This is a genomic window from Sphingobium sp. 15-1, assembly GCF_013375535.1.
GTDB classification, from domain to species: Bacteria; Pseudomonadota; Alphaproteobacteria; order Sphingomonadales; family Sphingomonadaceae; genus Sphingobium; species Sphingobium aromaticivastans.
In genome coordinates this window covers 1,501,715-1,527,552 of sequence record NZ_JABXJG010000001.1, presented here as the reverse complement: position 1 = coordinate 1,527,552, position 25,838 = coordinate 1,501,715, and the positions used below count along the sequence as shown (strand labels likewise).

Genomic DNA, 25,838 nt, shown 5'->3' with positions numbered 1-25,838 from the left:
TCTGGCTTGATTGCAGCGGCTTTCATAGGGGGTCTTAATCGGTTCGGACCCGCCGGGCCAAGCAGCCGACATACGTATTCAAAAGCTTATCTTCCCAACGGTCGGGGCGAGGCGTAGGATAAGGCGATGGCCGTGAACGAAAAACCGACGTCCTTCGACATCGCGACACTCGCGGGGGTTTCCCAACCGACCGTGTCCCGCGCCCTGCGCGGCGACCGCACCGTCAGCGAAGCCACCCGCAAACGGATAGAGGCCATCGCCCGCCAGCTCAACTATACGGTCGACAAGAATGCTTCCTCGCTACGCCGGGGCAAGAGCAACACGCTGGCGCTGCTGTTCTTCGAGGATCTGTTGCCCGACGAAAGCTATATCAACCCCTTCTTCCTCTCGATGCTGGGACCGATCCTGCAAACCTGCGCCAAGCGTGGCTATGACCTGCTGACCTCCTTCCAGCAACTTTCGACCGACTGGCATGTCGATTATGAGGACAGCCGCAAGGCCGACGGCATTATCCTGCTCGGCTATGGCGATTATGAAAGCTATCGCGCCCGGCTGGAGCAACTGGTGGCGCAGGGCACCCATTTCGTGCGCTGGGGGTCGGTCGACCCCAATGCGCTGGGCATGACCATCGGCTGCGACAACCGGCGGGGCGGGCGCGAAGCGGGACAGCATCTGATCGAGCGGGGGCGCCGGACCATCGCCTTCCTGGGCGATGCGTCGAGCCGCTATCCCGAATTCCGCGACCGCTATGCCGGACTGACCGAGGCGATGCGGGAGGCTGGATTGCCGGTCGACATCGGCCTGCATGTCGACGCCCTCTCGACCGAACAGTCGGGGCATGAGGCGGCGAGCCGCCTGATCGCGCGCGGCTTGCCCTTCGACGCGATCTTCGCCGGATCGGACCTGATCGCCATCGGCGCGATGCGGGCGCTGGACGAAGCGGGCATGCGCGTGCCGCAGGATGTGGCGCTGATCGGCTTCGACGACATCCCCGCCGCCAGCCTGACGCGCCCGCCGCTGACCACCGTCGCCCAGGACTATCTGCGCGCGGGCGAGGTGCTGGTGGACGCGCTTATCGGCCAGATCGACCGCAAGCCGCTGGAGCCTACGCTGCTGGTGCCAAGGCTGGTGACGAGGATGACTGCCTAACTTCTCCCCTCCCGCAAGCGGGAGGGGCCGGGGGTGGGCAAGCCGCGCAGCGGCGTTCCTCCCTAACCGATAGTGAAGAAGCTCGCTCCGCTCGCACCCACCCCTAACCCCTCCCGTCTACGGGAGGGGAACATAAAAAGGGAGGACCGCCACCCCTGAAAGGGGCGGCGGTCCGGGGGAGAACTGCCTGCGTGCAGTCAGGCAGTCGTGGGGACGTTAAAACTTGTAAGTCAGACCCAGATAATAATCCCGGCCATAGCGCTGATAGTCGATCACCTGCCGCGGATCGTCATTCTGATAGGTGACGAAGGGCTGATCGGTCAGGTTCTTGCCTTGCAGCAGGATCGAAAGCCCCTGAAGCGGCCCGGACTGGAACTCATAGCCGATCTGCGCATCGAGAATGCCTTCGGCCTTCGCCGTGCGGAAGGTCGGCGCCGCCGAAAGCCCCGCCACTTCGCCCAGGAAGGAGGAGCGGTAACGATAGCTCACCCGCGCCTGGAAACCGGCCTTCTCGAAATAGGCGGTGCCGCTGGCGACCCATTTGGACAGGCCGGGCAAGGTAACGCTTTCGGTCGGATTGCTGCCATATTCGACCTCGCTATGCGTATAGGAACCGCTGGCGAAGATGCCGAAGCCGTCGAGCGCCGGGCTGAACAGCTTGAACGGCAGCGACGCGGTCGCCTCGACGCCCATGATCGTGCCCTTGCCGGTGTTGGCGGGCGCCTTGAGCAAGCCGATAGTGCTGCCCTGCTGCTGCACAATGGCCTGAGCCGCAGGCGGCAGCGTCGAAAGCGCGCCGGAAAAGTCATAGGCGATATTGTTGTTCGGATCGACGAAGTCGGTCAGGTTCTTGAAGTAACCCGAAACCGACACATAGCCGCCGCCCCGGAAATATTTCTCCAGCGACAGATCGATATTGGTCGACTGATAGGGCCGCAGCATGATGTTGCCGCCGTTCGAGCTGAACGGGCTATATTGCGGGTCCGATCCCAGGCCGACCTTCGACAGGTCGACGCTGAATTCCTGATTGACGCGTTCCTGGTCCAGACGCGGGCGCACCATGGTCTGCGCCGCGCCCAGCTTCACGAAGAAGCTCGGCTCCAGCTCGACGGAAATCTGCGCGCTCGGCAGGACGTTGGTATAGCTGTCCTTGCCTGATACCGGCAGCACTGTCACGACGCCGTTGGCGAAGTTGGAAATGGTCCCGGTCGATGCCTGCCGCGAATGGATCACCTGCACGCCAATCGCGCCCTTCAGCGGCTTGCCGCCCAGTTCCCCGTCCATGCTCAGCTTGGCATAGCCGGTGAACACGTCTTCCTTCACCACATTGTCGCGGACCAGCGAGCCGGGGCGGTTGTCATACACCGCATCCAGCACATTGTCGTAGAGGTAGAGCGGGTTGAGCGTCAGCATCGCCGGCACGCCCAGATAGTCGAGCGAGACGTTCGATCCCAGCAGCGCCTCGCTCGGCACCGTCACCGACCCCGGCGTCCCGCCGGAGACCGTGCAGTTCGTGCCGCCCGGCGGGCAGAGGAAATAGGAAGTATAGGCACTGGTCTTCTTGCGGCGGCTATAGTTGCCGCCGACTTCCCACTGGGAGAAGAGACTGCCCGAAATATCCCCGACCAGGTTCGCGCGGAACGACTTCATGTCGTCGATGAATTTGGGCCGGTTGAGGAAACCCGCCTGCACCACCGCCGTCGTGCCGTTATAGCCCCACCCATTGGGATCGGTCAGGCTGATGATGTCAGTATCGGTATAGTCCAGCGTCGGCATAATCCGGAACAGACCGTTCGACTGTCGCTCGACCCGAACAGTATCCGGCACGCCCGAACGCAGATAGCCAGTCCCCGAATAAGTCTCCAGCAGGAAGTCGGTACGCTTGGCCCGCGACCAGCTCGCATCGACATTGAGCTTCAGCGTGTCGTTGAGGCGGACATCATTGTTCCAGCCCAGCGAGATCGTATCCGCCTTGCGCTTGTTATAGTCGTTGCGCTGCACGCCATAGACATTGCTGAAGGTCGCCCCGGTGACGAAGCCATTGTCGACCGTCACGTCGCTGACGCCGACATTGCTGCCCCAGACCAGCGGGAACTCGATGCCGCGCAGCCGCTGCTCCTCCTCGAAATGCGACGCCAGCACGTCGAAGGTCGAATGGAAATTGTCGCTCGGCTGCCATTCCAGCGTGCCGACCGCGCCATAGCGCTTCAACAGGTTCGACTGCACATAGGGTTTGGCGCCGCCGATGATGAGGTTGCCGCTGGCATCGGTCGGATAGCCCCAGGCATTGAACCGTTCATCCTGCGAAGGCGTCTGCGAGGCGGAAAAGCCCAGCGACAGGCCCAGCGTGTCGTTCGCGAACTGGTCGATATAGGTGGCCGAAGCACGATAGCCGTAGCGCTTGCCGTCGGGATTGAGCTTATCCATCCCGTTCATCTGACCGCGCAGCGACAGAGCCACGACCCGGTCCTTTTTGTCCAGCGGGCGCAGCATGCGCAGGTCGACCGTACCGGAAATGCCCGCCGCGATCAGCGCCGCGTCGGCGCTCTTGTAGACATTGACGTTCTGGAAGAATTCCGATGGATATTGGTCATATTCCACGCCGCGATTGTCGCCCACCGTCACCTGCTCGCGCCCGTTGAGCAGCGTGGTCGAGAAGTCCGGGCCAAGGCCACGGATCGAGAGCCGTTGGTCGCGACCCTCAAGCCGCTGCGCCGTCACGCCGGGCAGGCGCGCCAGCGAGTCCGCTATCGATACGTCCGGCAGCTTGCCGACGTCTTCGGCGGAGATCGAATCCACGATCAGCACCGAATCCCGCTTCATCTTCGCGGCGGAGGCCAGCGAGGCGCGGATGCCGGTGACGACGATCGCATCCCCCTGCGGTTCGGCCGGTGCAGCGGTTTCCGCCGTGGTCTGCGCGGAGGCGACCGCCGCGACCGACAGCGAAGCGCCAGCCAGAAGGGCCGCTCGCAAGATGGAATGATGGAATTTGTGCATTTGTGGACCCTCCCCAAAGCGCATTGCTTGTGTTTCTTGCCGCATCGATAGCCGCCCGGCCCATGGTCTGCACAGAATCCCACATACGTATTCAGTGGTAAGGATCATCATATTGATAATGAATGATAATCTGAAAATACGGGCGTCCGGCCAAGGCCCGGCGGCCGCCAGCCGCGCCGCGCCGGGAATATTTCCGCCGAAAGACTCCGCCTCCCGAACCCGTTGCCGTCATTGGCATTTTCATCCCCGGCCCCACCGATTTTATGCCATAGGGTGGTGGCGCGGAACGGGCGGGGGAGGGGCCTATGCACCCAATGCAGTTGTTCGAATTGGTGATCGTCATGCTGCTGGCGATCATCGTCCTGCATTATACCGCGAACAAGCTGGGCCTGCCCCCGGCGGTGGCGTTGCTGGCCGGGGGCGCGCTGTTCGCCTTCCTGCCGGGCCTGCCGGTGATCTCGCTCGATCCGCAACTGGTGCTGGTGATCTTCCTGCCGCCGCTGTTGATGGACGGCGCCTGGTTCATCGCGCTGCGGCATCTGCGGCGGCATATGTTCGGCATCGTCGCGCTGGCGGTCGGCGCGGTGATCTTCACCACGGCGGTCGTCGCGGCGGTCGCGCACTGGCTGGTGCCGGGCCTGCCCTGGGCCGCCTGCGCCGCGCTGGGCGCCATCGTCTCGCCACCCGACGCCGTATCCGCCCGCGCGGTGCTGCAACGCGTCCATCTGCCGCGCCGCCTCTCGATCCTGCTCGAAGGGGAAAGCCTGTTCAACGACGCCAGCGGCCTCGTCCTCTTCCGCTTCGCCATAGCGGCGGGCGTGACCGGCGCCTTCAGCATGGTCGACGCCTTGCAGAGCTTCGTCATGCTGGCGGCGGGCGGCGCGCTGGTCGGGGCCGCCATCGGCGCGCTCTGGGTGCTGACGGTCCGGCGGCTGGACGACAAATATCTGATGATCGCCTCCTCCCTGCTGGCGCCATGGGCATCCTATCTGCTGGCGGAATCCATCCATGCCTCCGGCGTGATCGCGACGGTCACGACCGGTCTCATCTGCGGCTGGTACCAGCATGTCGTCTTCCCCGCGATGGTGCGGATGAATGGCACGGCTTTCTGGGCGGTGATGATCTTCCTCATGGAAGCGTTCGTCTTCCTCCTCATCGGATCGTCGCTGCGCGGCGTGATCGAGCGCGTGGGCGGCCTGGGCGTCGTGCTGGACGAAATGACGCTGCCCATCCTGGCGATCCTGGCCGCGCTCATCGTTGCGCGCTTCCTCTGGGTGTTCGGGTCGGACGCCGTGATCGCTGGGCTGAGGGCGATGGGCATTTGCGGCTACAAACCGCTCGGTCCCCGCTCAGCGACCGTGCTGGGCTGGGCCGGGATGCGCGGCGTGGTGACGCTGGCGGTGGCGCTCAGCGTGCCGGAGGCTTTTCCCGGCCGCGACTTCATCCTGACCACGGCTTTCGCCGTCATCATCGGCACCGTCCTGCTGCAAGGCACGACATTGGGCGCGGTGATCCGTCTGGTGAAGCTGGTCGAACCGGAAAGCGACCGCCCGCGCATGACCATGAGCGAGGCCGAAGCCGCCATGGCCCAGGCGCAGGTCCGCATCGTGGAGGTCCACGCCTATGATGCGGAAGGCACGCTGCTCCACCCCCGCCTGCTGGAGCGCTACCAACGCCACGCCAAACTTTCGGCCAATTATGCCGGGCAGGAGGAGGAATTTTCCGACACGCTCCACGCCCATTTCGACCTGGTGCTGAAGGCCATAGCCGCCGGCCGCAAGGAACTGCTCCGCCTCCACCGCACCGGTGAGATCGACGAACATACGTTGCAGGAACTGGAACGCGACCTCGACCTGGAGGAACTGAGCGCTTTGTCCGCCAAGGCGTGACGAACTCTCCTCTCATGCGCTTCTGGAAACTGCCGCGATAATCGTCGCCGCGCCGGTTGGTGAGCGGAGAGAGGAACCATTTGATTAGATCGTCATGATTGGCGTGCAGCTCCACCGCATTCGGCCAGCGGGTGGCGGAACACGCCGCACCTGCGCGATCCCACGCCCTGCGGATCGAAGCCGGGTGAGCAGCTATTCTCCGCAAAGCCGGTGAGCGCGATCTGATAGCCCGTGCCGCTCCGCGCCAGCGAGGTCGAGCGGCGCGGCGATCCGGTTGCGGACGGTCATTCCGCCGATGCGGATTGGCTCGAACATCAGGGCAAGCGCCATTTTCCTCTCCTCTTTTGCGGGGAGTGTATTAAAACTATACAATAGTGCAATATTTATGTCGAGCGCTGTTTTTGCCTCTACTTCGCTCTATACTTCCCGCCGCCCATGACGAACCGACCCACGCCCCGCAAACGCCACGCCGTCCCCGCCGCGTCCCGACTGATCCAGGCCGCCGAAGCGCTGTTCGCGGAACGCGGCATCGACGCCGTCTCGATGCGCGAGATCGCGACCGCCGCCCAATGCGGCGACACCAATGCGGTCACTTATTATTTCGGATCGAAGGACGGGCTGCTCGCCGCCATCTTCGCCGCCCGCGCCGAACAGATGGACGGCATCCGCGGCGATATGCTGGGCCGGCTGGAGGAACAGGGCAGGCTTGGCGATCCGCTGGCGCTGCTGGGCATATTGTTCCTGCCGCAACTGCGCTTGACCGATGAGCGAGGGAAGCATCCCTACGCCGCCTTCATGCTGCACTTCGCGACGCAATATTGGTCCCTGACCTCCAGCCTGTTCGCCCGCACCCGCGACAGGGCACCGAACCTGCTGCGGCTGATGGGCCATCTGACGGCGCTGGCCGGACATGTGCATCCCGACATCGCCCGCAACCGCATCCTCCTGTGCAACATGATGCTGCAATGCGTGCTGGTCCGCTGGGACCATGCTGCGCCGGAGGACCGCGCCGTGGCACTCGACCAGCATGTGCGCGACGTGATGATGACGGCGCGGGCGAATCTGCTGGCGCCGTCGGGGGAGGAGAGGGGAGTCCCGGCTTCGGTGGAGGATTGGTTTGCGGGGTTGAGCTAATTTTATGCGACGGCCATCCTTGAAAATACCGTCATGCTGAACTTGTTTCAGCATCCATTGTGCACCACAGGCCAAGGCTCGATCCGGAGAAATGGAGGCTGAAACAAGTTCAGCATGACGTGTGTGGAGGGGCCAGAACCAAGCCTACTTCACCCCCACCTCAACCCTTTCCAGCACCCCATTGAACCAGCTCCCCGCGCTCTCATAGGCAACCGGATCGACTGGACTCACCAGATCCATCCCCACATCGAAATCCTCGGTATGCGACACCACCTGCGCGAAGGTGCGCTCGACCCGCCCCCGCGCCACCGCCTTGCCGTCCACCGTCAGCGTCACATCGGCCCCACTGGTCGGCACGTCCTTGTCCATCGCAAAGTCCAGCCCGACCACATGCGCGCCCGCCGCCACCGCAGAGGGCGCCACGATCCGCGTCATATGCGCCGGCGTCAGATTATAGGTGAACGCGATCCGCCCATTATCGAAGAACAGGCTATACCCCCCAAACCGCCCGCCCTGCGCCACCAGAACGCCTTTACCGCCCTCAGCCGGAACCCCGATCCTCGCCGTCACCGCAAAGGACCGCCCCACCAAAGCCGGCGCTGCGCTCTCCGGAACATGGCTGACCGGCGCGCTGTAACTGAACATAGTCCGCCCCTCATTGGGATCGGGCCGCCCCTTCTGCCCGCCCTCGCTGCCATGGATCGGCAGCATGTTGGACAGTGCCGCCTCCGCCCAGAACAGCGCCTTTAGCGCCTCCAGCTTCTGCGGATTGGCCGCCGCGACATCATGCGCCTCGCTGAAGTCGCTGCGAACATCGTAAAGCTGCCAGGTCCGCTCATCCAGCGGCTCAGGCTTGGGCGGCGTCCGCTCCCAAGGCGTCACCATCGGCGCGGTCGCGGCGACCCAGCCATCCTTGTAGATGCTCAAATTCTGCGCCATCGCGGACACCTGCATGGTGCGGCGCGAGGGCGCATCCTTCGCCTGGAAACTATAGGCCATGCTGATCCCGGTGATCGGCTGCTGCGGCACGCCGTCCAATATTTCCGGCGCCTTCACCCCCGCCGCCTCCAGCACGGTCGGCATGATGTCGCTGACATGATGGAACTGGCTGCGCAGCCCGCCCGCATCCTTGATATGCCCCGGCCACGCCACCACCATGCCGTTGCGCGTGCCCCCGAAATGCGACCCATAGCGCTTCGCCCAGGGGAAGGGCGCGTTCATCGCCCAGCCCCAGCCGCCCGGCATCAGATTATAGGCGTCCTTCGTGCCGATCTCGTCAATATGGGCCAGCGCATAGGCGGGGTCTTCCTTCACCCCGCTCAAAGCCGACTGCTCGAACAGCTTGCCGTCGAAACTGCCCTCCGCGCTCGCGCCATTGTCGCCCTGAATGTAGATGATGAGCGTATTGTCCAGCTCGCCATTGTCGCGCAGCTTCTGGATCACCCGGCCGATCTGCGCGTCGGCATAGGCCAGCGAGGCCGCATAAGCCTCCATATAACGCGCATAGAGCCGCTTCTGATCGGGCGTCAGACTGTCCCAGTGGGGTAGAGTGCCAGGATGCGGCGCATCGTCCGTCCCCGCCGGAATGACGCCCAGCTTCTTCATCCGCGCCACGGTTTCGGCGCGCAGCACGTCCCAACCCGCATCGAACTTCCCCCGGAATTTCGCCAGCCAATCAGCCGGCGGCATGTTGGGCGCATGGGCGGTGCCGGTGGCGTAATAGAGCAGGAAAGGCTTGTCGGGCGCGGCGGCATGCTGGCTGTCGATCCACGCCATGGCATGATCGGCCAAATCCTGCTCCAGATGATAGCCAGGCCCGGCGGGCGGGGAGACGGGATTGATATTCTCGACCAGATTGGGTTCCGCCATGCTGCTGTCGGCGCCCAGAAAGCCGTAAAAATATTCGAAGCCCAATCCCGTCGGCCAGCGGTCGAACGGCCCGGCGCGGCTCATCTCCCATTCAGGGGTCACATGCCCCTTGCCGATCATGGCGGTGTTATAGCCATTTTCCTTCAATATCTGCGCCATCGTCCCGGCGCTCTTGGGAATGACGCTGTTATAGCCGTCATAGCCCGTCGCCCAATTGGCGACATAGCCCATGCCCACCGCCTGCGGATTGCGCCCCGTCAGCAGCGAGGCCCGCGTGGGCGAGCAGATGGCGGTGGTGTTGAACTGGTTGTAGCGCAACCCGGCCTTCGCCAGCGCGTCGAAGGTCGGCGTCGGTACTGGCCCGCCAAAGGTGCTGCTGGACCCGAAGCCCACATCGTCGGTCATGATCAGCAGGATATTGGGCGCGCCCTTGGCGGCGCGCACCGGCTGCGGCCAGACGGGCGGGGAGGATTCGGCGGGCGTGCGGCCATAGACCTTCTGCGCGGGCGCGTTCTGCGCGGCGGCGGGCAGGGCGGTGATCGCGAGCAGGGGCAGGGCGGCCAGCCATTTCCGGGCGAACGCTGAGCGAAGGGAGGACATCGAACACTCCTGCTGCAATATTTTATCCTATGGTGCAGTTTTTATATTAACGCAATTGATTGAAGTCAAGCGTCCTGCAAGGGACGCCGCACTTGTCGCGGGCCGTCCGCCACACCATATTCACTGGCGCAGCATGTTGCGCAGCGAGGCGAGCCATGGAAAAACGGCTACTCCAGATCGAAAAGGCCTGGGAACAGGCGCTTGGCGATATTTTCCAACCCTATGTCGACCTGAAACGCGAACCCACGGCCAGGGCCATGGAGGCCTTCCGCGCCGTATTGGGATCGTCCAGCGACAATGACATCCGCCGCCACATCGCCAGAACAGCGGCGCGGCAGGGGTCGACCTTCCTCAGCCGCTATCTGGTCGAGGAAGACTGGCGGCGCCCTAGTCCATAGAGCCTGTTTGAGAATGCGCCTATTGGCGCATTGCGGCACCAGCCCTCTCCCCCACCCGGCCACCCATAAAATACTGCCGTTGGGTGGCCGGGTGGGGGAGAGGGCTGGTGCCGCCTCGGAAATCGCTATTCCGCGATTTCTCAAACGGACTCTTAGCAATTATGTGAATTGGCACCACTCCACCTCCGTTCGCCCTGAGCTTGTCGAAGGGCCTTACTTCTCTTCAAGAAAAGAGCAGATCTTCGATAAGCTCAGCCCGAACGGAGGTGGGATGTGACCCACCAACATCGTCCCCAATATCTTACCGCACCGCAACCACCTTCGGCTGCGGCAAAGGCGGCGCCTCGGTCCCCAAGGTCGCCAGATATTTGATCACCGCCGCCCGGTCCTCCGGCTTGCGCAATCCGGCAAAGCTCATCTTCGTCCCCGGCACATCGCGCCCCGGAGAGGCGAGGAAGGCGAACAAAGCCTCATAGCTCCAACTGCCCTTATGCCCCTGCATCGCGGGCGAATAGGCAAAGCCCGCATGGCTCGCCACCGGCCGCCCGACCACGCCCCACAGATTAGGCCCAATGCGGTTAGGTCCGCCCTGGGTGAAGTCATGGCAACTCATGCAAAGCTGCACCTTCTGCTTCCCCACGCCCGCATCCGCGCTGGCGAGCAGGGTGCCCAGATCAACCTGAGGAGCAGCCGCCGCCCCGCCGGCGCCCGTCCCGGGCATCGGCGCCTTCCCCCGCATATCCCGATGATAGGCGATCACCCGGCTGCCTTCCCCCGCCTCGCTGAAACTGGCGGGCCAGTCGCGCTGGATCGACGCCATGTCGACGCGGGGCGGCATCTCGTCCATCGGCTTATAGGCCAGCTCCCCCGGCCGCACCCGCGTATAGAGCTTGTCGCTGAACCATCCCAGCCCCAGCGCCGTCACTGCCGCCCCCGCGACGCATAGCCCCACCGCCATCCCATGCATCCGGCCCATGGCTCAACCCCCTCCGCCCATGAAGATGGCGCGGGTCCAGAAGGCGTAATTCGCCTCGATCGTCATGATCCGCACCAGCACCAGCAGCACCAGCGGCGGCACCAATATCGCATAGATCAGCGACAGCCGCTCCCACGCTAGATGCATGAAGATGGACAGGATCAGCCCCGCCTTCAGCAACATGAAGGTCACGATCAGCACCCAGCGCACGATCCCCTGCACATGCATGTAATCGACCAGATAGGACATGGCGCTGAGCAGGAACAGCAGGCCCCAGACCTTCAGATACAGGCTGATCGGATGTTGCTGGCCCTCATGGGCCGCTGAAGGATTATGCTGCATGAAGCCCCTCACCAGAGATAGAAAAAGGCGAAGATGAACACCCAGACGAGATCGACGAAGTGCCAGTACAGCCCTGCGATCTCGACCGCCGAATAATCGCCCGCCTTGTCATAATGTCCCCGCGCCACCTTGGACGCGATGATCAGCAGCAATATGACCCCGCAGGTCACATGCAGCCCGTGAAAGCCGGTGATCATGAAGAAGGTCGCGCCAAATTGCGGCGCGCCCATGGGATTATACCACGGCCGCACGCCCTCTTCGAAGATCAGCTTGCTCCATTCGAACGCCTGCATGCTAAGGAAGACAAGCCCGAACAAAGCGGTGAGCAGCATCAGCGCCGTCGTTTTCCGCCGGTCGCGCTGATAGCCGAAGTTGACGGCCATCGCCATGGTGCCGCTGGAACTGATCAGCGCAAAGGTCATGATCGCGATCAGTACGAGCGGTATATCCTGCCCGCCGATATTCAGGGCGAACACTTCCGCCGTATTGGGCCAGGGCAATACAGCCGACGCCCGCATCGTCATGTAACCGGTCAGGAAGCAGGAAAAGATGAAGGTGTCGCTCAGCAGGAATATCCACATCATCGCCTTGCCCCAATGGGTATGGCGGAAGACTTCCTGATCGGCGGACCAGTCGGACGCAATCTCCCTCAACGTGGGAGCGATGACTTCTCTATCTGGGACAGCCTGAGCCATGGCGATACATCCTCAAGTCGACAGCAGCAAAGCGGCCAGAACCAGCCAGACGATCAACAGAAAATGCCAGTAGAGCGCGCAAAGGGCGACATTGCGCATATTGGCCGCCGCCAGCGCCCGTCCGGCGGCAAACAGCCCGCCGATGATGTGCAGCCCATGCAGCGCCGTTAGCAGATAGAAAAAGGCATTGGCCGGATTGCTCGACAGCGTATAGCCCGCCCCCTGATAATGCCGCCAGAGCAACAATTGCCCAACAAGGAACAGCACCCCCAGCGCCGATCCGGCAATTGCCGCGCGCGCGGCCCGTTCTCTCCGCGCCACTTCCCAGGCGGCGCTGCTCGCCGCCAGCACCAGCGTATTGATCCACAGCAGTGGCGGATCGGGCATCGGCTTCCAGTCATGGACATGCTCCGCGCCCGCATGCAGCCCCATGCGCATCAGATAGGCCGCCAGCAGCAGCGAGAACATCACCATGGCCACGCCGAAATAGGCGACCATCCCCACCGCCCCCGCCGACGGCCGATCCCGCTCGACCGGCTGCGGGCCCGGCTCCCAGCTCTTTTCGGTGAGGCGCGCGAGGATGGTCATGCCCGCGGTTCCGTCTGGGGAATGAAGTCCCGCGCCGCGCCCGGCACGCTATAATCATAGGCCCAGCGATAGACGACCGGCAGATGCGGCCCCCAATTGCCATGCGCCGGCGGCGTGTCCGGCGTCAGCCATTCCAGGCTGGCCGCGCCCCAGGGATTGGGGTCGGCGCGAGGCCCCCGGAACAGGCTCCAGATCATGTTGAAGAAGAACAGCCCCTGCGCGGCGAACACGACCAGCGCCGCAATGCTGATCCACGCATTGGCGAGATGCACCGATTGCGGGATGAAGGCCGTCTCGCCCAGAGCGTAATAACGGCGCGGAACCCCCAAAATCCCCAGATAATGCATCGGCAGGAAGATCGCATAGACGCCCAGGAAAGTGATCCAGAAATGGAGCTTCCCCAAAGTCTCGTTCCACATCCGCCCGATTATCTTGGGATACCAGTGATAGATGGCGCCGAATATCACCAGAACCGGAGACACGCCCATCACCATATGAAAATGCGCGACGACGAAGAAAGTGTCGGACAACGGCACGTCGACACTGACATTGCCCAGAAACAGCCCCGACAGCCCGCCATGAATGAAGGTGAAGATGAAGGCGATGGCGAACAGCATCGGCACGCGCAGATGGATGTCGCCGCGCCACAGGGTCAGCAGCCAGTTATAGACCTTGATCGCGGTCGGAATGGCGATGATCAAAGTCGACGTGGCGAAGAAGAATCCGAAATAGGGATTCATGCCGCTCACATACATATGATGCGCCCACACCAAGAAGCTTAGCGCCCCGATGATCACGATCGCCCACACCATCATGCGATAACCGAAGATATTCCGCCGCGCATGGACGCTGATCAGGTCCGACACGATGCCGAAGGCGGGCAGGGCGACGATATAGACTTCGGGATGGCCGAAGAACCAGAAGAGATGCTGGAAGAGGAGGGGGCTGCCGCCCTGCGTCGGGGTGATCGTGCCCATGGGCTGCCCCATCGCCTGCATAGTCGGCATGAAGAAGCTGGTGCCCGCCAGATGATCGAACAGCATCATGATCGCCGCGACGAACAAAGCCGGAAAGGCCAGCAGGCCCATCACCGAAGCGGTGAAGATGCCCCACACCGACAGCGGCATCCGCATCAGCGTCATGCCCTTGGTCCGCGCCTGCAATACCGTGGTCACGTAATTCAACCCGCCCATGGTGAAGGCTGCGACGAAGATGGCGAGGCTGACCAGCATGGTCACGATGCCCCATTGATGTCCCGGCGTCCCCTCGCTGATCGCTTGCGGCGGATAGAGCGTCCATCCCGCCCCGGTCGGCCCGCCCGGCACGAAGAATCCCGCCACCAGCACGATCACCGACAGCAGATAGAACCAGAAGCTCAGCATGTTGACGAAGGGGAACACCATGTCCCGCGCCCCAACCATCAGCGGGATCAGATAATTGCCAAAGCCCCCGAGCAGTAGCGCCGTCAGCAGATAGACCACCATGATCATGCCGTGCATCGACACGAATTGAAGATAATTGTCGGGCTGGATCGCCGGAAAAGCCCCCGGAAACCCAAGCTGCAACCGCATCAGCGCCGACAGCACCAGCGCCACCAGCCCGATCCCGATGGCGGTGCAGCTATATTGGATGGCGATGACCTTGTGATCCTGGCTCCAGACATATTTGGTGACCCAGCTATGCGGATGATGCAGCGGGCGCAGGTCGTCAGCCAGTGTGGTAGCCATCAGCGAATGCTCCAGGCGGTTTTGTCGATCGCGATTTCAGAGGCGGCGGATGATGCTGTCTGACCTGAAATCGCTTGGGGCACGATGCAGGCATTGGCCTTGATCAGCAGGATCGACATGGCGGCTGGCGGCGTTTCGGCCAATATCTGCCCGAAACTGCTCTGCTGCGCCTGCCAGGCCGCAAAAGCCCTGGGCGTTTCCACCACCACCTTGCCGCGCATCTCATGATGCCCGGTCCCGCAAAGTTCGGCGCAAAGGATGTCGAACGTCCCCGTCTTGGTCGGCGTCAGCCAGAAATAAGTGACGATCCCCGGCACCAGGTCCATCTTCGCGCGGAATTCCGGCACATAGAAATCGTGCAGCACATCCTTGGACCGCAGCACGATCTTCACCGGCTTGCCGACCGGCAGGTGCAGGTCGCCGCTCTCCACCAAAATATCGTCCCGCCCGAATGGATCGAGCGGGTCCAGGCCCAGCCCATTGTCCGGCGTGACATATTTGACCCCCGCCGCGCCCAACACCCCGTCCGGCCCCGGATAGCGGAACGACCATTGCCATTGCTGACCGACCGCCTCGATCACGGTGGCCTCTTTCGGCACTGACACATATTTGCCCCAGGCCGCCAGCCCCGGCGCCAGCATTCCGGCAATGCCGATGGCGGTCCACAGTGTCAGCCGCTTTTCGAGCGAACTATTCTCCGGCTCATAATGGGCGCGATGCCCTTCGCGATGGCGATATTTGACCAGCGCCCAAGCCATGAACAGGTTCAACCCGACAAAAGCCGCCGCGCAGATCCACAGCGTCACGTCGAGGGCGGAATCGATCGATCCCCAATTGGAGGCGATGGGCGTGCGCCACCATGGACTGAACAAGTGAAAGGCGACCGAACCGGCCACAAGCATGGCGATGGCTACCGCAACCGGCACAAGCCCTCTCCCTACATAGGACGCTCGCCGCCGTTCCGGCAATTTCGAGTCGCCTCGGTAATGACCGCCGACGGAGCCTATAGAAAAAATGCCGCTGGGGGAAGCGCTTGCGAGAAGGGAAGAGGTGACGGGCCGCCATCAGGGAAAGTCGGGGCAGCAATGGGGCAATTGCTGATATTAAGTGCGCGGTGCTCCCGCGAAGGCTCTCGCCCTTTGTATATCTTCGCAACGTCTGAACTGGGCTCCTGCCTTCGCAGGAGCACGATTCACCCAGGGGCGAGCATCGACGTTCGCTCTCCACCTCTTTCCGCCACCTCACTCCATCCAAGCAGCAGCCCGAATTTCTCTACCACAATATCATTCCTACCTATATTTCAACGACACTTGAAAATAATCCAAATATATTCAAATATCTCGCGCAACATCCAAGTATAGGTCAACTATTAAACCTATATCCAAAGATATATACTATTTAGTATAACTAAATTATGTTAGAAAATAATATTTCATTAACTCACAATATTTAAAATCCCGCCTGTGATCCGGGGCGCCGCCCCGCGCGCAGGAAGGGAATGGGAATGTTCGGCAGATCGGTCGGTCGGTTGCTGCGGGACAGGACGGGCAATGTCCTGATGATGGCGGCTGCCTCCATGCCTATATTGATCGGCGCGGCGGGCCTGGCGACCGATACGGTGCAATGGACCCTCTGGAAACGGCAGGTTCAGCGCCAGGCGGACAGCGCGGCGCTCGCCGGCGCCTATGCGGTGGCGCAGGGCTTCAGCGCGTCGGACAGCGCGACATCGGACATCAGCCGCTTGTCGCTGGTCACCTTGACGCAGACGCCGACGATCGAAAACGCGCCCACGGCCGGCTCTTATGCTGGCAACAGCAAGGCGGTGCGGGTGCTGCTGCAAACCTCGGCCGAACTGCCCTTTTCGAAGATATTGGGGGTGAGGACGCCGGTCATCTATGGCGAAGCGACCGCGGCCGTGGTGGGCAGCGGCGACTATTGCGTCGTCACGCTCGAAAAGACGACCGCGGTCGGCATTACGCTCCAGGGTAACGCCACGGTCAATCTGGGCTGCGGCATGGCCACCAATTCGCGCGCGTCGAACGCCGTCACGGCAGGCGGCAGCAGCACGATAACCGCGACCCCGGTCGCGGCTGTGGGCGGGCTCACGTCCAGTTCCAACTATGTCTCACCAACCACGCTGATGCCCTACAGCATCCCGGTGCAGGACCCCTATGCGTCGCTGCCCACGCCCACCGCGTCGGATTTGTCAGGCTGCAATGGCAATGCCAATGTTCAGCCCAACAACAGCAAGTCCATCACGCCAGGCTGCTTCAAGAATTTCGACGTCAAGGGCACGCTCAACATGGCGCCCGGCACTTATTTCATCGACAGCACAACCTTCGACATCGGGTCGCAGGCGGTGGTCAACGGCACCGACGTCACCATCATCCTGACCAGCGGCAACGCGACCAACAACCCCGGTTCCATCTCCACCGTCAACATCAATGGCGGCGCAACGCTCAATCTGACGGCGCCGACGGACACGACCAACCCCTATCACGGCGTCCTCTTCTACCAGGACCGGCGGGCGCTGGATTCGGGAACCAACACGATCAACGGCAATGCGAGTTCCGTCCTGCAAGGCGCCTTCTATTTCCCGGGCCAGGCGATGGCGTTCAGCGGCACGTCGGGTATGACCACCACCTGCGTGAAGATGGTCAGCAAGCGCGTCACCTTCATCGGCAACAGCAATATCGTCAATCAATGCGACAATAAGGGCGTCGATAAAATCGTCGCGACGCTGGTGAGGCTGGTGGGATGATGAAACGTCTCCTTTCGGACCGATCCGGCAACAGCACGGTCGAACTGGCGATCATCATGCCGGTCCTGGTGCTGCTGATCTGCATGGCGGGGGACGTCGCCATGGCGTTCAAGGCGAAGATCGGTCTTCAGCGCGCTGCCGAACGCGCGGCGCAATTGGCGGCTGCGGGCGGTTACAGCACTACATCCTCCAACAATTACAGCAATTTGAAGGCGGATGCCGCTGCAGCCGCCGGCGTTTCGACGAACAACGTCACCATCACGCCCGCGCTGATTTGCGACAGCACGGCGCAAACCACGCCCGATTACTGCACCGCGACCCAGCAGATGAAGCGCTATGTCGCGATCAATATTTCAGGGACTTATACGCCGATGTTCGCCAAACTCGCGCCCAGCAGTAACTGGTCGGCCCAGGGGATCGCGCTCACCGGTTCAGCCTCGGTGCGGCTGCAATGATCCGGCTGGCGCGAGACGAACGCGGTGCGGCGGCGGTCGAATTCGTCCTTGCCGTGCCGCCCTTCATCATGCTGCTGATGGGCGCGCTGCAACTCGGCATCATCGCCTGTGCGCGCACCGGCCTGCAACATGCGGTGGATGAAGGCGCGCGCTATGCCAGCATCTATCCCACGCCGTCCGACACCGACATCATCGCCAAGGTCACTTCGCGCCAATTCGGCCTGGACCCGGCCTATACCAACAATCCGACCGTCACCCACGGCACCCAATATGGCGTGCCCTATACCGAAATCACCATGACCTATTCGCGGCCGCTGAATTTCATCGTCTATCAAACGCCTTCGCTGTCGATCAGCTATACCCGCCGGTCCTATTAGCGCCTCAACTGGACCCGGATACCGGACGGGCTGTCGCACCCTGCTTCTGCTTGACGAGGGGGCTGTGCAGGGGGAGCCATCCCGCTTCCCCTGCACAGATTGCTCGCCCGCCACATGAAATTGCCGCGCTTCTTCTCCTCGTCCGCCTGCGACATGGCCATCGACCTTGGCACCGTCAACACGGTCATCTATGTGCGCGACAGGGGCATCGTGCTCAACGAGCCCTCCGTCATCGCGATCGAGACTCGCGACGGCATCCGCAAGGTGAAGGTGGTCGGCAACGAAGCCAAGCTGATGATGGGCAAGACCCCCAACGGCATCCAGGCGATCCGCCCTCTGCGCGACGGCGTGATCGCGGACATCGACGTGGCCGAACAGATGATCAAGCATTTCATCGACAAGGCGCTGAACGGCCACAGCCGCTTCGGCCGCCGCCATGAGGTGGTGATCTGCGTGCCCACCGGCTCCACCATGGTCGAACGCCGCGCTTTGCGCGACGCCGCCTCCAACGCGGGGGCCTACAGGGTCCAGCTTATCGAGGAACCCATGGCCGCCGCGATCGGCGCCGGCCTGCCCGTCACCGAACCGCGCGGCGCGATGGTGGTCGACATCGGCGGCGGCACGACGGAGGTGGCGGTGCTGTCCCTGCGCGGCATAGCCTACAGCAGTTCCGCCCGCGTCGGCGGCGACCGGCTGGACGAAGCCATCGCCTCCCACATCCGCCGCACGCACAATCTGATGATCGGTGAAGCCACGTCAGAGCGGGTGAAATGCGAACTCGGCGCCGCCACCCCGCCGGAAGGCGAGGGCCGCCGCATGATCGTGAAGGGCCGGGATCTGGTGAATGGCCGCCCGGCGGAAATGACGATCAGCGAGGCGGAGATCGTCGATGCTCTGTCGGAACCGGTCGGCCAGATCAAGATGGCGGTGATGACCGCGCTGGAACAGACCGCGCCGGAACTGTCCGCGGACATCATAGAGGAGGGGATCACGCTCACCGGCGGCGGCGCGCTGCTCCAGCGGTTGGATGAGGCCCTGTCCGATGCGACGGGTCTGCCGGTCACGGTCGCGGAAAAGCCGCTGATCTGCGTGGCGATGGGTGCAGGCCGGGCGCTGGAAGACCGCGCCTATGACGGCGTGCTGACCATTTCCTGACAGCCGCCTGCCAGCGGGCGAACGGCAGGGCGTGGATGGAAAGCGGGCCGCCCTTTCCCTGAAGTACACCGTGCTCCTGCGAAGGCAGGAGTCCAGTCCTGCCCTCAGTGGATTATCGCACCGTCTGAACTGGGCTCCTGCCTTCGCAGGAGCACGGCCCGCTTCTATCCCCTACAAAGCGCTATATCGCTTCGGCTCGTTTCCGCCGCTTACCCTTCCCGCCCATAGGCGATCACGGTCTCCACCTCGGCCTTGTCGCCCAGCACGACGCCGACCCGCTGGTGCAGCCCGGTCGGCTTCACCTCCATGATCCGCGCATAGCCGTTGCTGGCCGCGCCCCCGGCCTGCTCGACCAGGAAGGACATGGGGTTCGCCTCATACATCAGCCGCAGCCGCGCCTTGTCGGCATAGCGATGATCCGCCGGATAGAGGAAAATCCCGCCCCGCTTCAGGATGCGATGCACGTCGGCCACCATCGAAGCGGTCCAGCGCATGTTGTAATCCTTGCCCAGCGGCCCCTCGGTCCCCTGGATGCGCTCCTCGACATAGCGGGCGATGCCCGGCGACCATTGCCGCCGCCGCGCCATGTTGATGGCGAATTCGGCATTGCCCTGCGGCATCTGCATCGGCCCGTCGGTCATCCGCCACGATCCGATTTCCCGGTCCAGCGTGAATTCGTAAACCCCCGCGCCGATGGTCAGCACCAGCAGCGTCTGCGGCCCGTAAACCGCATAGCCCGCCGCCACCTGCTGCGTGCCGGGTTGAAGGAAATCCTGCTCCGTCACTTCGCGGCCCGAACATTCCTCCGGCGCCTTCAGCACGGAGAAGATGGTGCCCACGCTCAGGTCCACGTCGATATTGCTCGACCCGTCGATCGGATCGAACAGCAGCAGATATTCGCCCTTGGGATAGCGATTGGGAATGCGATGGATCGTTTCCATCTCCTCCGAAGCCATGGCGGCCAGATGCCCGCCCCATTCATTGGCGTCCAGCAGCAGCTCATTGGCGATCACGTCCAGCTTCTTCTGGACCTCGCCCTGCACATTTTCGCTGTCCAGGCTGCCCAGCACCTCGCCCAGCGCGCCCTTGGACACGCTATGGCAGATCGTCTTGCACGCGCGCGCGACGGTTTCGATCAGCAGGCGCAGCTCGGGGGGCAGGGCATTGGCCTCCCGCTGCTGCTCGATCAGGAAGCGGGTGAGGGTGATGGACATAGGCGGCTTACTCGCTCGAATGAAATGGCGGCGGATGCGCGCCATGCAGGGAATCGAGCTATGCCGTAGCGGTCGGACAGGCATTGGAAAAGCGCCAATTCATGACGCGGATGTGATGAAACAGGCTTTTGGGGGATGACCCGTTCCCGCATCAAGACTGGCCGCGATACCTGGCGCCACCACCCCATCCAAATCCGTCACCCCAGCGACCCGTAGGGCGGCGCAAGCCGACGCTGGGGTCTCAGGCCGGATCGCGCATCACCCCGCCTTGGCCGCCGTGACGATGATCTCGACCTTATAATCCGGGCTTGCCAGCTTCGCTTCGCCGGTCGCGCGGGCAGGGGCCTCCGCATCCGCGATCCAGGCGTCCCAGACCGCGTTCATCTCGGCAAAGTCGGCCATGTCCGCCAGCCAGATCTGCGCCATCAACATATGGTTCCTGCTGCTGCCGGTCCGCTCCAGCAGGGCGTCGATCTCGGCCAGCACCGCCTGGGTCTGGGCGGTGACGCTCTCGCCCGGCGCGCCGATCTGTCCCGCCAGATAGATGGTGTCGCCATGGATGACGGCCTCGCTCATGCGCGGGCCACGGTCGATGCGGGTGATGGTCATGGAAGATTCCTTTCAGTTCAAGAATAGCGGCTGATGGCCAGGTCGGCGGTCTCGATCTCGGGTTTCCGACCGCCGATGATGTCCGCGATCACATGCCCCGACCCGCAGGCCATGGTCCATCCCAATGTGCCATGGCCGCTGTTGAGGAACAGGTTGGGGATTTTGGTTGCCCCGATCACCGGCGTGCTGTCCGGCGTCATCGGCCGCAGTCCCGACCAGAAGCTTGCCCGCGACAGGTCGCCCGCGCCGGGAAACAGCGACCCGACCGAATATTCCAGCGTATCCCGCCGCGCCTTCGGCAATCCCTTGGAATAACCGGAAAGCTCCGCCATGCCGCCCACTCTGATCCGGTCGCCCAGCCGCGTGATCGCCACCTTGTAGCTTTCGTCGAGCAGCGTCGACACCGGCGCGCGCCCTTCCTCTATGATCGGCACGGTGATCGAATAGCCCTTCACCGGATAGATCGGCAGCCTGATCCCCAACGGCGCCAGCAACAGCGGCGAATAGCTGCCCATCGCCACCAGGAAGGCGTCGGCAAAGACATGGCCCTTGTCCGTCTCGATATGGGCGACCTTCCCGTCCTTCACGGCGATCCGCCCGATGGTCCGGCCGTTGAGGAAGGTCACGCCCTTGGCCTTCGCCATGTCGGCCAGCGCATTGGTGAATTTGAAGCAGTCCCCGGTTTCGTCATTGGGAAGCCGCAATCCGCCGGCCAGCGGCACGCCGCTCGACGCCAGCCCCGGCTCGGCCGCGATGCAGCCCGCCGCGTCCAGCACTTCGAAGGGCACGCCGTCCGCCTCCAGCACCGCAATGTCCTTGGCGATGCCGTCCAACTGTTTCTGCTCGCGGAACAATTGCAACGTGCCCTGGCTGCGTTCATCATAGGAAATGCCGGTTTCCCGCCGCAGGTCGATCAGCCGGTCGCGGCTATACTCCGCCAGCCGCACCATCCGGCTCTTGTTGATCGCATAGGATCGCGCATTGCAATTGCCCAGCATCGCCACCATCCAGCGCAGCATGGCCAAATCCATCTGCGGTCGCAGGATCAGCGGGGCATGTTTCATGAACAGCCAGCGCAGCGCCTTCATCGGTATTCCCGGCGCCGCCCAGGGGGAGGCATAGCCCGGTGAAATCTCGCCCGCATTGGCGAAGCTGGTTTCCAGCGCGGGGCCGTCCTGCCGGTCGATCACCGTCACCTCATGCCCGGCCTGCGCCAGATACCAGGCGGACGTGACGCCGATCACGCCGCTGCCGAGAATAGCGACCTTCATGCCATGATGCTCCGCTTGCGGGTTGCAGGCGCCGCGTCCACCACGCGACAATAACGCTGCCCCAATTGAGTCAGGATTTCGTAGGAAATGGTCCCGGCGTCGGCGGCGACCTGATCGACCGTCTGATGTGGTCCCAACAGTTCCACCGGCGCTCCGGGATATAGGAAGATGTCGGGCACGTCCGTCACGTCCAGCGTGATGCTGTCCATCGACACCCGCCCGACGATCGGCGCCCTGATGCCCGCGATGAAGACGGACCCGGCATTGCCCAGATGCCGCGGCCAGCCATCGGCATAGCCGATGGGGATGGTTGCGATCTGGGTCGACCGGTCGCAGCGATGGGTAAGCCCATAGCCGACGCCCGCGCCCGCCGGGATAGTGCGCAATTGCGTGATCCGCGCCTCCAGCGCCGCCACGGGCCGCATCGGATTGGGTTCCCCTTGCGGCGCGCCGCCGTAAAGCGCGATCCCCGCCCGCACCAAGTCGAAATGCCCGCGCTTCAGGAAAGCGCCGCCGCTATTGTCCAGCGCGCGCGGCACATCGGGAAAATGCCGGGCAAGCGTTTCGAAATTGTCCCGCTGTTTCTCATTGAACGCTGCATCCGGATCGTCCGCGCAGGCCAGATGGCTCATGAGGAGTTTGAGGTCGATGCCGTCCAGCCGTTCGCGCTCGTCCGCGAGAATGGCGACTTCCTCTGGCGGCAGGCCCAGCCGCGACATGCCGCTGTCCACCTGAAGCGCGGCAGGCAAGCGCCGCCCGAGCGTCCGCGCCTGCTCCGCCCAGCGCCCGATCTGGTCGAGCGAGTTCAGCACCGGGATCGCCCCGACCGCCGCGCAATCGGCTTCCGCGCCCGGTTGCAGTCCGTTGAGGACGAACAGCGAAACGCCATCGCGCAAGGCTGGCTTCAGCGCCACCGCCTCGCCCAGCAGCGCGACGAAGAAATGACGGCACCCTGCATCCATCAACGTCGCGGCGACCTGCTCCGCGCCCAGGCCATAGCCATTGGCCTTGACCACTCCGGCGACCGTCGCGGGCGCGACCTGACGCTGGATGATCCGGTAATTGTCGGCCAGCGCTGCCAGATCGATGCGCAGCACGGCTCCGGCGGTGTCAATGGACTGCATCGCGCTCCCCTTCGACAAAAGGCTAGCGCGCTGCCTTGCGAATAGGCTCCCATATATTCGCAGAATTGTCTAGAGTTGACGAATTATCGGATGATCCTTCGCAGGAAATGCAACAAATGACAGAATCGCTCGACGCGGCCGACCGCTCCATCATCCGCCTGCTGCGCCTCAACGCCCGCCGCCCCAACTCCGAAATCGCCGCCGAAGTCGGCCTCTCCCCCTCCGCCTGCCACCGCCGCATCCGCATGCTGGAAGCTGGGGGAGTCATTCGTGGATATACCATCGTCACCGCCCCCATCGAACAGGAAGGCCGCGCCGTCGACGTGCTGGTGCAGGTGACGCTGGACCGCCAGACCGAGGATTATCTCGCCCGCTTCGAACATGCCGTGCGGCAGTGCCCGGAAATCCGCGAATGCTTCCTTATGACGGGCGGCGTCGACTATTGGCTGCGCGTCCAGACCGAAAGCGTCGCCGCCTATGAGGCGATCCACAGCGAGATATTGTCCCGCATGCCCGGCGTCACCCGCATCAACAGCAGCATCGCTATGCGCGACGCCCTGCGGCCGAGGAAATCGGCGCGGCGTTAGAATGTGTGGAGCTTTCACTCACAGACGCAAGTCGGCTGGTTTCCTGCCATCTTCCTATCTCGTCACCCCGGACTTGATCCGGGGTCCCGCTGCCTGAAACCAGGCGTGACCTAAAGAGAAAAGCGGGACCCCGGGTCAAGCCCGGGGTGACGAACATCGCAAGGTGCACCATTTCGTCAAACTAAGCCAAATCCGATGGCGCAGTGCCGCTTCAAATCCGCTTGGCGATCGCGCCTGCCGCCCAGCCCATGCCGACCGCCAGGATCATCGCGACCAGCCCATAGAAAAACGGCCATTGCTCCGCCGCGACCGCCATGAAGCGCTCGAACCCCGACTTGCGGATGGTGATGTCGCGCACCGCGGCGGCCACCACGCGACCGTCCTGCACCAGAAAGGTCTCCGCCGTATAATCCCCCACAATCACCCGCGCCGACAGCGGCAATCGCGCCCGGTAGAGCACGCCGTCGGTGATCTCCACCGTCCCCTGCTGCTCGACATAAAGCCCGGCGCGTTCCCGCAGATCGATCAGCCCTTTCTGGAACCGGTCCAGTTCCTCGCTGTCGTTGAGCGAGGAGGGAGAGAGTTGGAGCTTGTCCACGCCCATCTCATAAATCGCCGCCGTCCGCTCATCGACCACCTTGCCGATCGGCCGGGACGAGGCGATGGCGTAGAAACTCGGCGCCGACCGGAAGCGGGCGCTGTCGGCATTGACCCAGATGCCCGCGACCTTCTGCTTCTCGCGCATGGTGATCGATTGGTCGGGGCCTTTCAGCACCACCATGATGTCGGCGGGCTTTGTCGGCCGCCGCCCGTCGGGATAGACGATCGCGCCGAACAGCAGCAGGTCCGCGCCGGTGAAGCTGTATTGGATTTCGACATCGCGCTGCGACACGTCCGGCACCAGCATGGGTTCATCCGCCGCGCAAAGCAGCAGCAGGGCAGGGGGCAAAGCGAGGAATGCTCTCCGCTTCACCGCACTTCGACCGTATAGATTTCGTCCGGCCGGAACCCCAGGCCCAGCGCCATGCGCGCCGCGACCAGCAGCACGATGGCGGCCAGCAATATGCGCAGATATTCAGGCCGGATCGTCATGGAGATGCGCGTGCCCACCTGAGCGCCGGTCACGCTGCCGATCAGCAGCAGCAAGGCCAGGACCAGATCGACCGCATGGGTCGTCATCGCGTGCATCATCGTCGTCGCCATGGTCACGAACAAGATCTGGAACAACGATGTGCCGACCACTGATTGCGTCGTCATGCCCAGCAGATAGAGCATTGCCGGAACCAGGATGAAGCCGCCGCCCACGCCCAGCAACATGGTGAGGATGCCTGTCGCCATGCCCAGCAGCAATGGCGCCAGCGGCGAGATGTACAGCCCCGATCGGTAGAAGCGCCACCGCATCGGCATGGCCGCGACCAGCGGGTGGTGCCGCCGCTTGCGGGCCTGGACCTTCCTGCCGGTCTTGAGCGCGATCAGCGCCTGGATCGATTCCTTCGCCATCAGCGAACCGATGCCGCCTAGCATCAGCACGTAGAGAATGCCGATCACCGTATCGATCTGCCCGATGGCCTGCAGCAGCCGGAAGATCAGCACGCCAAGGCCCGCCCCCACCACGCCGCCCGCGATCAGCACGCCGCCCATGCGGAAATCCACCGTGCCCCGTGACATATGGGTGACGACGCCCGACACGCTGGCGCCCGTCACCTGGCTCGCGGCGGAGGCGGCCGCGACCGTCGGCGGAATGCCGTAGAAGATGAGCAGCGGCGTGGTCAGAAAACCGCCGCCGACCCCGAACATGCCCGACAACAGGCCCACCACGCCGCCTAGGGCAATGATGACCAGCGCATTCACCGACAGGTTGGCGATGGGCAGATAGAGATCCATGGAGCTATGGGGTTAAGCCCAATATCGAAAGAGATAA

At 63.3% G+C, this 25,838-nt stretch carries 24 protein-coding genes; 9 read left to right on the top strand and 15 right to left on the bottom strand.

Features of this window, described 5'->3' with window-relative positions:
- Positions 1 to 126: 126 nt before the first annotated feature.
- On the top strand, positions 127 to 1,149 hold the full coding sequence (locus HUK72_RS07185) for a LacI family DNA-binding transcriptional regulator (RefSeq protein ID WP_176596174.1): 1,023 nt from the start codon (positions 127 to 129) through the stop codon (positions 1,147 to 1,149).
- 216 nt (positions 1,150 to 1,365) lie between these two features.
- Here the strand turns inward: HUK72_RS07185 and HUK72_RS07180 are convergent, their stop codons facing one another.
- Positions 1,366 to 4,146 carry a TonB-dependent receptor gene (locus tag HUK72_RS07180; protein ID WP_176596173.1) on the bottom strand — a complete coding sequence of 927 codons (2,781 nt, stop codon included), beginning with the start codon at positions 4,144 to 4,146 and terminating at the stop codon, positions 1,366 to 1,368.
- A gap of 305 nt (positions 4,147 to 4,451) precedes the next feature.
- On the opposite strand from HUK72_RS07180, the gene HUK72_RS07175 reads away from it, so the two are divergent.
- The gene (locus tag HUK72_RS07175; RefSeq protein WP_176596172.1) at positions 4,452 to 6,035 is read left to right on the top strand and encodes a Na+/H+ antiporter; all 1,584 of its coding nucleotides are present in this window, start codon (positions 4,452 to 4,454) and stop codon (positions 6,033 to 6,035) included.
- A 192-nt stretch (positions 6,036 to 6,227) separates the two neighbouring features.
- Here HUK72_RS07175 and HUK72_RS07165 read toward each other — a convergent pair whose 3' ends face one another.
- Positions 6,228 to 6,365 (bottom strand): hypothetical protein, encoded by a 138-nt coding sequence (locus HUK72_RS07165; RefSeq protein ID WP_176596171.1) that lies wholly within the window; start codon positions 6,363 to 6,365, stop codon positions 6,228 to 6,230.
- Between the two features lie 105 nt (positions 6,366 to 6,470).
- Here HUK72_RS07165 and HUK72_RS07160 point away from each other — a divergent pair, with 105 nt between their 5' ends.
- Complete coding sequence (locus tag HUK72_RS07160) at positions 6,471 to 7,169, top strand: TetR/AcrR family transcriptional regulator (protein WP_176596170.1); 699 nt, start codon at positions 6,471 to 6,473, stop codon at positions 7,167 to 7,169.
- Positions 7,170 to 7,313: 144 nt separating this feature from the next.
- On the opposite strand, the gene HUK72_RS07155 is transcribed toward HUK72_RS07160, so the two are convergent.
- Positions 7,314 to 9,638, bottom strand: a complete 2,325-nt coding sequence (locus HUK72_RS07155) for an arylsulfatase (protein ID WP_176596169.1) — start codon at positions 9,636 to 9,638, stop codon at positions 7,314 to 7,316.
- 155 nt (positions 9,639 to 9,793) lie between these two features.
- Between HUK72_RS07155 and HUK72_RS07150 the strand changes: the two genes are divergently transcribed.
- On the top strand, positions 9,794 to 10,036 hold the full coding sequence (locus tag HUK72_RS07150) for a hypothetical protein (RefSeq protein WP_176596168.1): 243 nt from the start codon (positions 9,794 to 9,796) through the stop codon (positions 10,034 to 10,036).
- Positions 10,037 to 10,337: 301 nt separating this feature from the next.
- On the opposite strand, the gene HUK72_RS07145 is transcribed toward HUK72_RS07150, so the two are convergent.
- From HUK72_RS07145 to HUK72_RS07120, 6 genes are read right to left on the bottom strand one after another with little or no spacing between them, the layout of a single operon-like run.
- Positions 10,338 to 11,012, bottom strand: coding sequence for a cytochrome c family protein (locus HUK72_RS07145; RefSeq protein ID WP_176596167.1), 675 nt, complete (start codon positions 11,010 to 11,012; stop codon positions 10,338 to 10,340).
- A 3-nt stretch (positions 11,013 to 11,015) separates the two neighbouring features.
- Positions 11,016 to 11,354: a cytochrome C oxidase subunit IV family protein gene (locus tag HUK72_RS07140; RefSeq protein WP_176596166.1), complete on the bottom strand. Its 339-nt coding sequence runs from the start codon at positions 11,352 to 11,354 to the stop codon at positions 11,016 to 11,018.
- An 8-nt stretch (positions 11,355 to 11,362) separates the two neighbouring features.
- The gene (locus HUK72_RS07135) at positions 11,363 to 12,049 is read right to left on the bottom strand and encodes a heme-copper oxidase subunit III family protein (RefSeq protein WP_025547800.1); all 687 of its coding nucleotides are present in this window, start codon (positions 12,047 to 12,049) and stop codon (positions 11,363 to 11,365) included.
- Between the two features lie 12 nt (positions 12,050 to 12,061).
- A complete protein-coding gene (locus tag HUK72_RS07130) occupies positions 12,062 to 12,637 on the bottom strand; it encodes a cytochrome c oxidase subunit 3 (protein ID WP_176596165.1) in 576 nt (191 codons plus the stop codon).
- Positions 12,634 to 14,364: a cbb3-type cytochrome c oxidase subunit I gene (locus HUK72_RS07125; RefSeq protein WP_176596164.1), complete on the bottom strand. Its 1,731-nt coding sequence runs from the start codon at positions 14,362 to 14,364 to the stop codon at positions 12,634 to 12,636. Before HUK72_RS07125 ends, HUK72_RS07130 begins: the two co-directional genes overlap by 4 nt.
- The gene (locus tag HUK72_RS07120) at positions 14,364 to 15,290 is read right to left on the bottom strand and encodes a cytochrome c oxidase subunit II (protein WP_176596163.1); all 927 of its coding nucleotides are present in this window, start codon (positions 15,288 to 15,290) and stop codon (positions 14,364 to 14,366) included. The genes HUK72_RS07125 and HUK72_RS07120 overlap by 1 nt, the downstream gene beginning before the upstream one ends.
- 578 nt (positions 15,291 to 15,868) lie before the next feature.
- Between HUK72_RS07120 and HUK72_RS07115 the strand changes: the two genes are divergently transcribed.
- The 4 genes from HUK72_RS07115 to HUK72_RS07100 all read left to right on the top strand — a co-directional run bounded on the left by HUK72_RS07115 (position 15,869) and on the right by HUK72_RS07100 (position 19,112).
- Positions 15,869 to 17,125: a pilus assembly protein TadG-related protein gene (locus HUK72_RS07115; protein WP_176596162.1), complete on the top strand. Its 1,257-nt coding sequence runs from the start codon at positions 15,869 to 15,871 to the stop codon at positions 17,123 to 17,125.
- Positions 17,122 to 17,580, top strand: coding sequence for a TadE/TadG family type IV pilus assembly protein (locus HUK72_RS07110; protein WP_176596161.1), 459 nt, complete (start codon positions 17,122 to 17,124; stop codon positions 17,578 to 17,580). Before HUK72_RS07115 ends, HUK72_RS07110 begins: the two co-directional genes overlap by 4 nt.
- Positions 17,577 to 17,957 carry a TadE/TadG family type IV pilus assembly protein gene (locus tag HUK72_RS07105; RefSeq protein ID WP_176596160.1) on the top strand — a complete coding sequence of 127 codons (381 nt, stop codon included), beginning with the start codon at positions 17,577 to 17,579 and terminating at the stop codon, positions 17,955 to 17,957. The genes HUK72_RS07110 and HUK72_RS07105 overlap by 4 nt, the downstream gene beginning before the upstream one ends.
- A 114-nt stretch (positions 17,958 to 18,071) precedes the next feature.
- The gene (locus HUK72_RS07100; RefSeq protein ID WP_176596159.1) at positions 18,072 to 19,112 is read left to right on the top strand and encodes a rod shape-determining protein; all 1,041 of its coding nucleotides are present in this window, start codon (positions 18,072 to 18,074) and stop codon (positions 19,110 to 19,112) included.
- Positions 19,113 to 19,321: 209 nt separating this feature from the next.
- Here the strand turns inward: HUK72_RS07100 and HUK72_RS07095 are convergent, their stop codons facing one another.
- The 4 genes from HUK72_RS07095 to alr all read right to left on the bottom strand — a co-directional run bounded on the left by HUK72_RS07095 (position 19,322) and on the right by alr (position 23,330).
- The gene (locus HUK72_RS07095; protein ID WP_176596158.1) at positions 19,322 to 20,326 is read right to left on the bottom strand and encodes a class 1 fructose-bisphosphatase; all 1,005 of its coding nucleotides are present in this window, start codon (positions 20,324 to 20,326) and stop codon (positions 19,322 to 19,324) included.
- A gap of 258 nt (positions 20,327 to 20,584) precedes the next feature.
- Positions 20,585 to 20,935, bottom strand: a complete 351-nt coding sequence (locus tag HUK72_RS07090; protein ID WP_176596157.1) for a RidA family protein — start codon at positions 20,933 to 20,935, stop codon at positions 20,585 to 20,587.
- A gap of 17 nt (positions 20,936 to 20,952) precedes the next feature.
- Positions 20,953 to 22,206 (bottom strand): D-amino acid dehydrogenase, encoded by a 1,254-nt coding sequence (locus tag HUK72_RS07085; protein ID WP_176596156.1) that lies wholly within the window; start codon positions 22,204 to 22,206, stop codon positions 20,953 to 20,955.
- Complete coding sequence (gene alr / locus HUK72_RS07080) at positions 22,203 to 23,330, bottom strand: alanine racemase (protein ID WP_176596155.1); 1,128 nt, start codon at positions 23,328 to 23,330, stop codon at positions 22,203 to 22,205. The genes HUK72_RS07085 and alr overlap by 4 nt, the downstream gene beginning before the upstream one ends.
- Positions 23,331 to 23,446: 116 nt before the next feature.
- Between alr and HUK72_RS07075 the strand changes: the two genes are divergently transcribed.
- Entirely contained in the window at positions 23,447 to 23,917 is a 471-nt protein-coding gene (locus HUK72_RS07075; protein WP_176596154.1) for an Lrp/AsnC family transcriptional regulator, read from the top strand.
- Between the two features lie 211 nt (positions 23,918 to 24,128).
- Here the strand turns inward: HUK72_RS07075 and HUK72_RS07070 are convergent, their stop codons facing one another.
- Together HUK72_RS07070 and HUK72_RS07065 are read right to left on the bottom strand one after the other, a co-directional pair.
- Entirely contained in the window at positions 24,129 to 24,890 is a 762-nt protein-coding gene (locus HUK72_RS07070; RefSeq protein ID WP_176596153.1) for a TIGR02186 family protein, read from the bottom strand.
- Positions 24,887 to 25,801 carry a sulfite exporter TauE/SafE family protein gene (locus tag HUK72_RS07065; protein ID WP_176596152.1) on the bottom strand — a complete coding sequence of 305 codons (915 nt, stop codon included), beginning with the start codon at positions 25,799 to 25,801 and terminating at the stop codon, positions 24,887 to 24,889. Before HUK72_RS07065 ends, HUK72_RS07070 begins: the two co-directional genes overlap by 4 nt.
- Between the last annotated feature and the right edge of the window lie 37 nt (positions 25,802 to 25,838).

Excerpts from the sequence above, each read along its gene's own strand:
- HUK72_RS07185 (WP_176596174.1), top strand. The coding sequence starts at position 127 with ATGGCCGTGAACGAAAAACCGACGTCCTTCGACATCGCGACACTCGCG.
- HUK72_RS07180 (WP_176596173.1), bottom strand. The coding sequence starts at position 4,146 with ATGCACAAATTCCATCATTCCATCTTGCGAGCGGCCCTTCTGGCTGGC.
- HUK72_RS07175 (WP_176596172.1), top strand. The coding sequence starts at position 4,452 with ATGCACCCAATGCAGTTGTTCGAATTGGTGATCGTCATGCTGCTGGCG.
- HUK72_RS07165 (WP_176596171.1), bottom strand. The coding sequence starts at position 6,365 with ATGGCGCTTGCCCTGATGTTCGAGCCAATCCGCATCGGCGGAATGACC.
- HUK72_RS07160 (WP_176596170.1), top strand. The coding sequence starts at position 6,471 with ATGACGAACCGACCCACGCCCCGCAAACGCCACGCCGTCCCCGCCGCG.
- HUK72_RS07155 (WP_176596169.1), bottom strand. The coding sequence starts at position 9,638 with ATGTCCTCCCTTCGCTCAGCGTTCGCCCGGAAATGGCTGGCCGCCCTG.
- HUK72_RS07150 (WP_176596168.1), top strand. The coding sequence starts at position 9,794 with ATGGAAAAACGGCTACTCCAGATCGAAAAGGCCTGGGAACAGGCGCTT.
- HUK72_RS07145 (WP_176596167.1), bottom strand. The coding sequence starts at position 11,012 with ATGGGCCGGATGCATGGGATGGCGGTGGGGCTATGCGTCGCGGGGGCG.
- HUK72_RS07140 (WP_176596166.1), bottom strand. The coding sequence starts at position 11,354 with ATGCAGCATAATCCTTCAGCGGCCCATGAGGGCCAGCAACATCCGATC.
- HUK72_RS07135 (WP_025547800.1), bottom strand. The coding sequence starts at position 12,049 with ATGGCTCAGGCTGTCCCAGATAGAGAAGTCATCGCTCCCACGTTGAGG.
- HUK72_RS07130 (WP_176596165.1), bottom strand. The coding sequence starts at position 12,637 with ATGACCATCCTCGCGCGCCTCACCGAAAAGAGCTGGGAGCCGGGCCCG.
- HUK72_RS07125 (WP_176596164.1), bottom strand. The coding sequence starts at position 14,364 with ATGGCTACCACACTGGCTGACGACCTGCGCCCGCTGCATCATCCGCAT.
- HUK72_RS07115 (WP_176596162.1), top strand. The coding sequence starts at position 15,869 with ATGTTCGGCAGATCGGTCGGTCGGTTGCTGCGGGACAGGACGGGCAAT.
- HUK72_RS07110 (WP_176596161.1), top strand. The coding sequence starts at position 17,122 with ATGATGAAACGTCTCCTTTCGGACCGATCCGGCAACAGCACGGTCGAA.
- HUK72_RS07105 (WP_176596160.1), top strand. The coding sequence starts at position 17,577 with ATGATCCGGCTGGCGCGAGACGAACGCGGTGCGGCGGCGGTCGAATTC.
- HUK72_RS07100 (WP_176596159.1), top strand. The coding sequence starts at position 18,072 with ATGAAATTGCCGCGCTTCTTCTCCTCGTCCGCCTGCGACATGGCCATC.
- HUK72_RS07095 (WP_176596158.1), bottom strand. The coding sequence starts at position 20,326 with ATGTCCATCACCCTCACCCGCTTCCTGATCGAGCAGCAGCGGGAGGCC.
- HUK72_RS07090 (WP_176596157.1), bottom strand. The coding sequence starts at position 20,935 with ATGACCATCACCCGCATCGACCGTGGCCCGCGCATGAGCGAGGCCGTC.
- HUK72_RS07085 (WP_176596156.1), bottom strand. The coding sequence starts at position 22,206 with ATGAAGGTCGCTATTCTCGGCAGCGGCGTGATCGGCGTCACGTCCGCC.
- alr (WP_176596155.1), bottom strand. The coding sequence starts at position 23,330 with ATGCAGTCCATTGACACCGCCGGAGCCGTGCTGCGCATCGATCTGGCA.
- HUK72_RS07075 (WP_176596154.1), top strand. The coding sequence starts at position 23,447 with ATGACAGAATCGCTCGACGCGGCCGACCGCTCCATCATCCGCCTGCTG.
- HUK72_RS07065 (WP_176596152.1), bottom strand. The coding sequence starts at position 25,801 with ATGGATCTCTATCTGCCCATCGCCAACCTGTCGGTGAATGCGCTGGTC.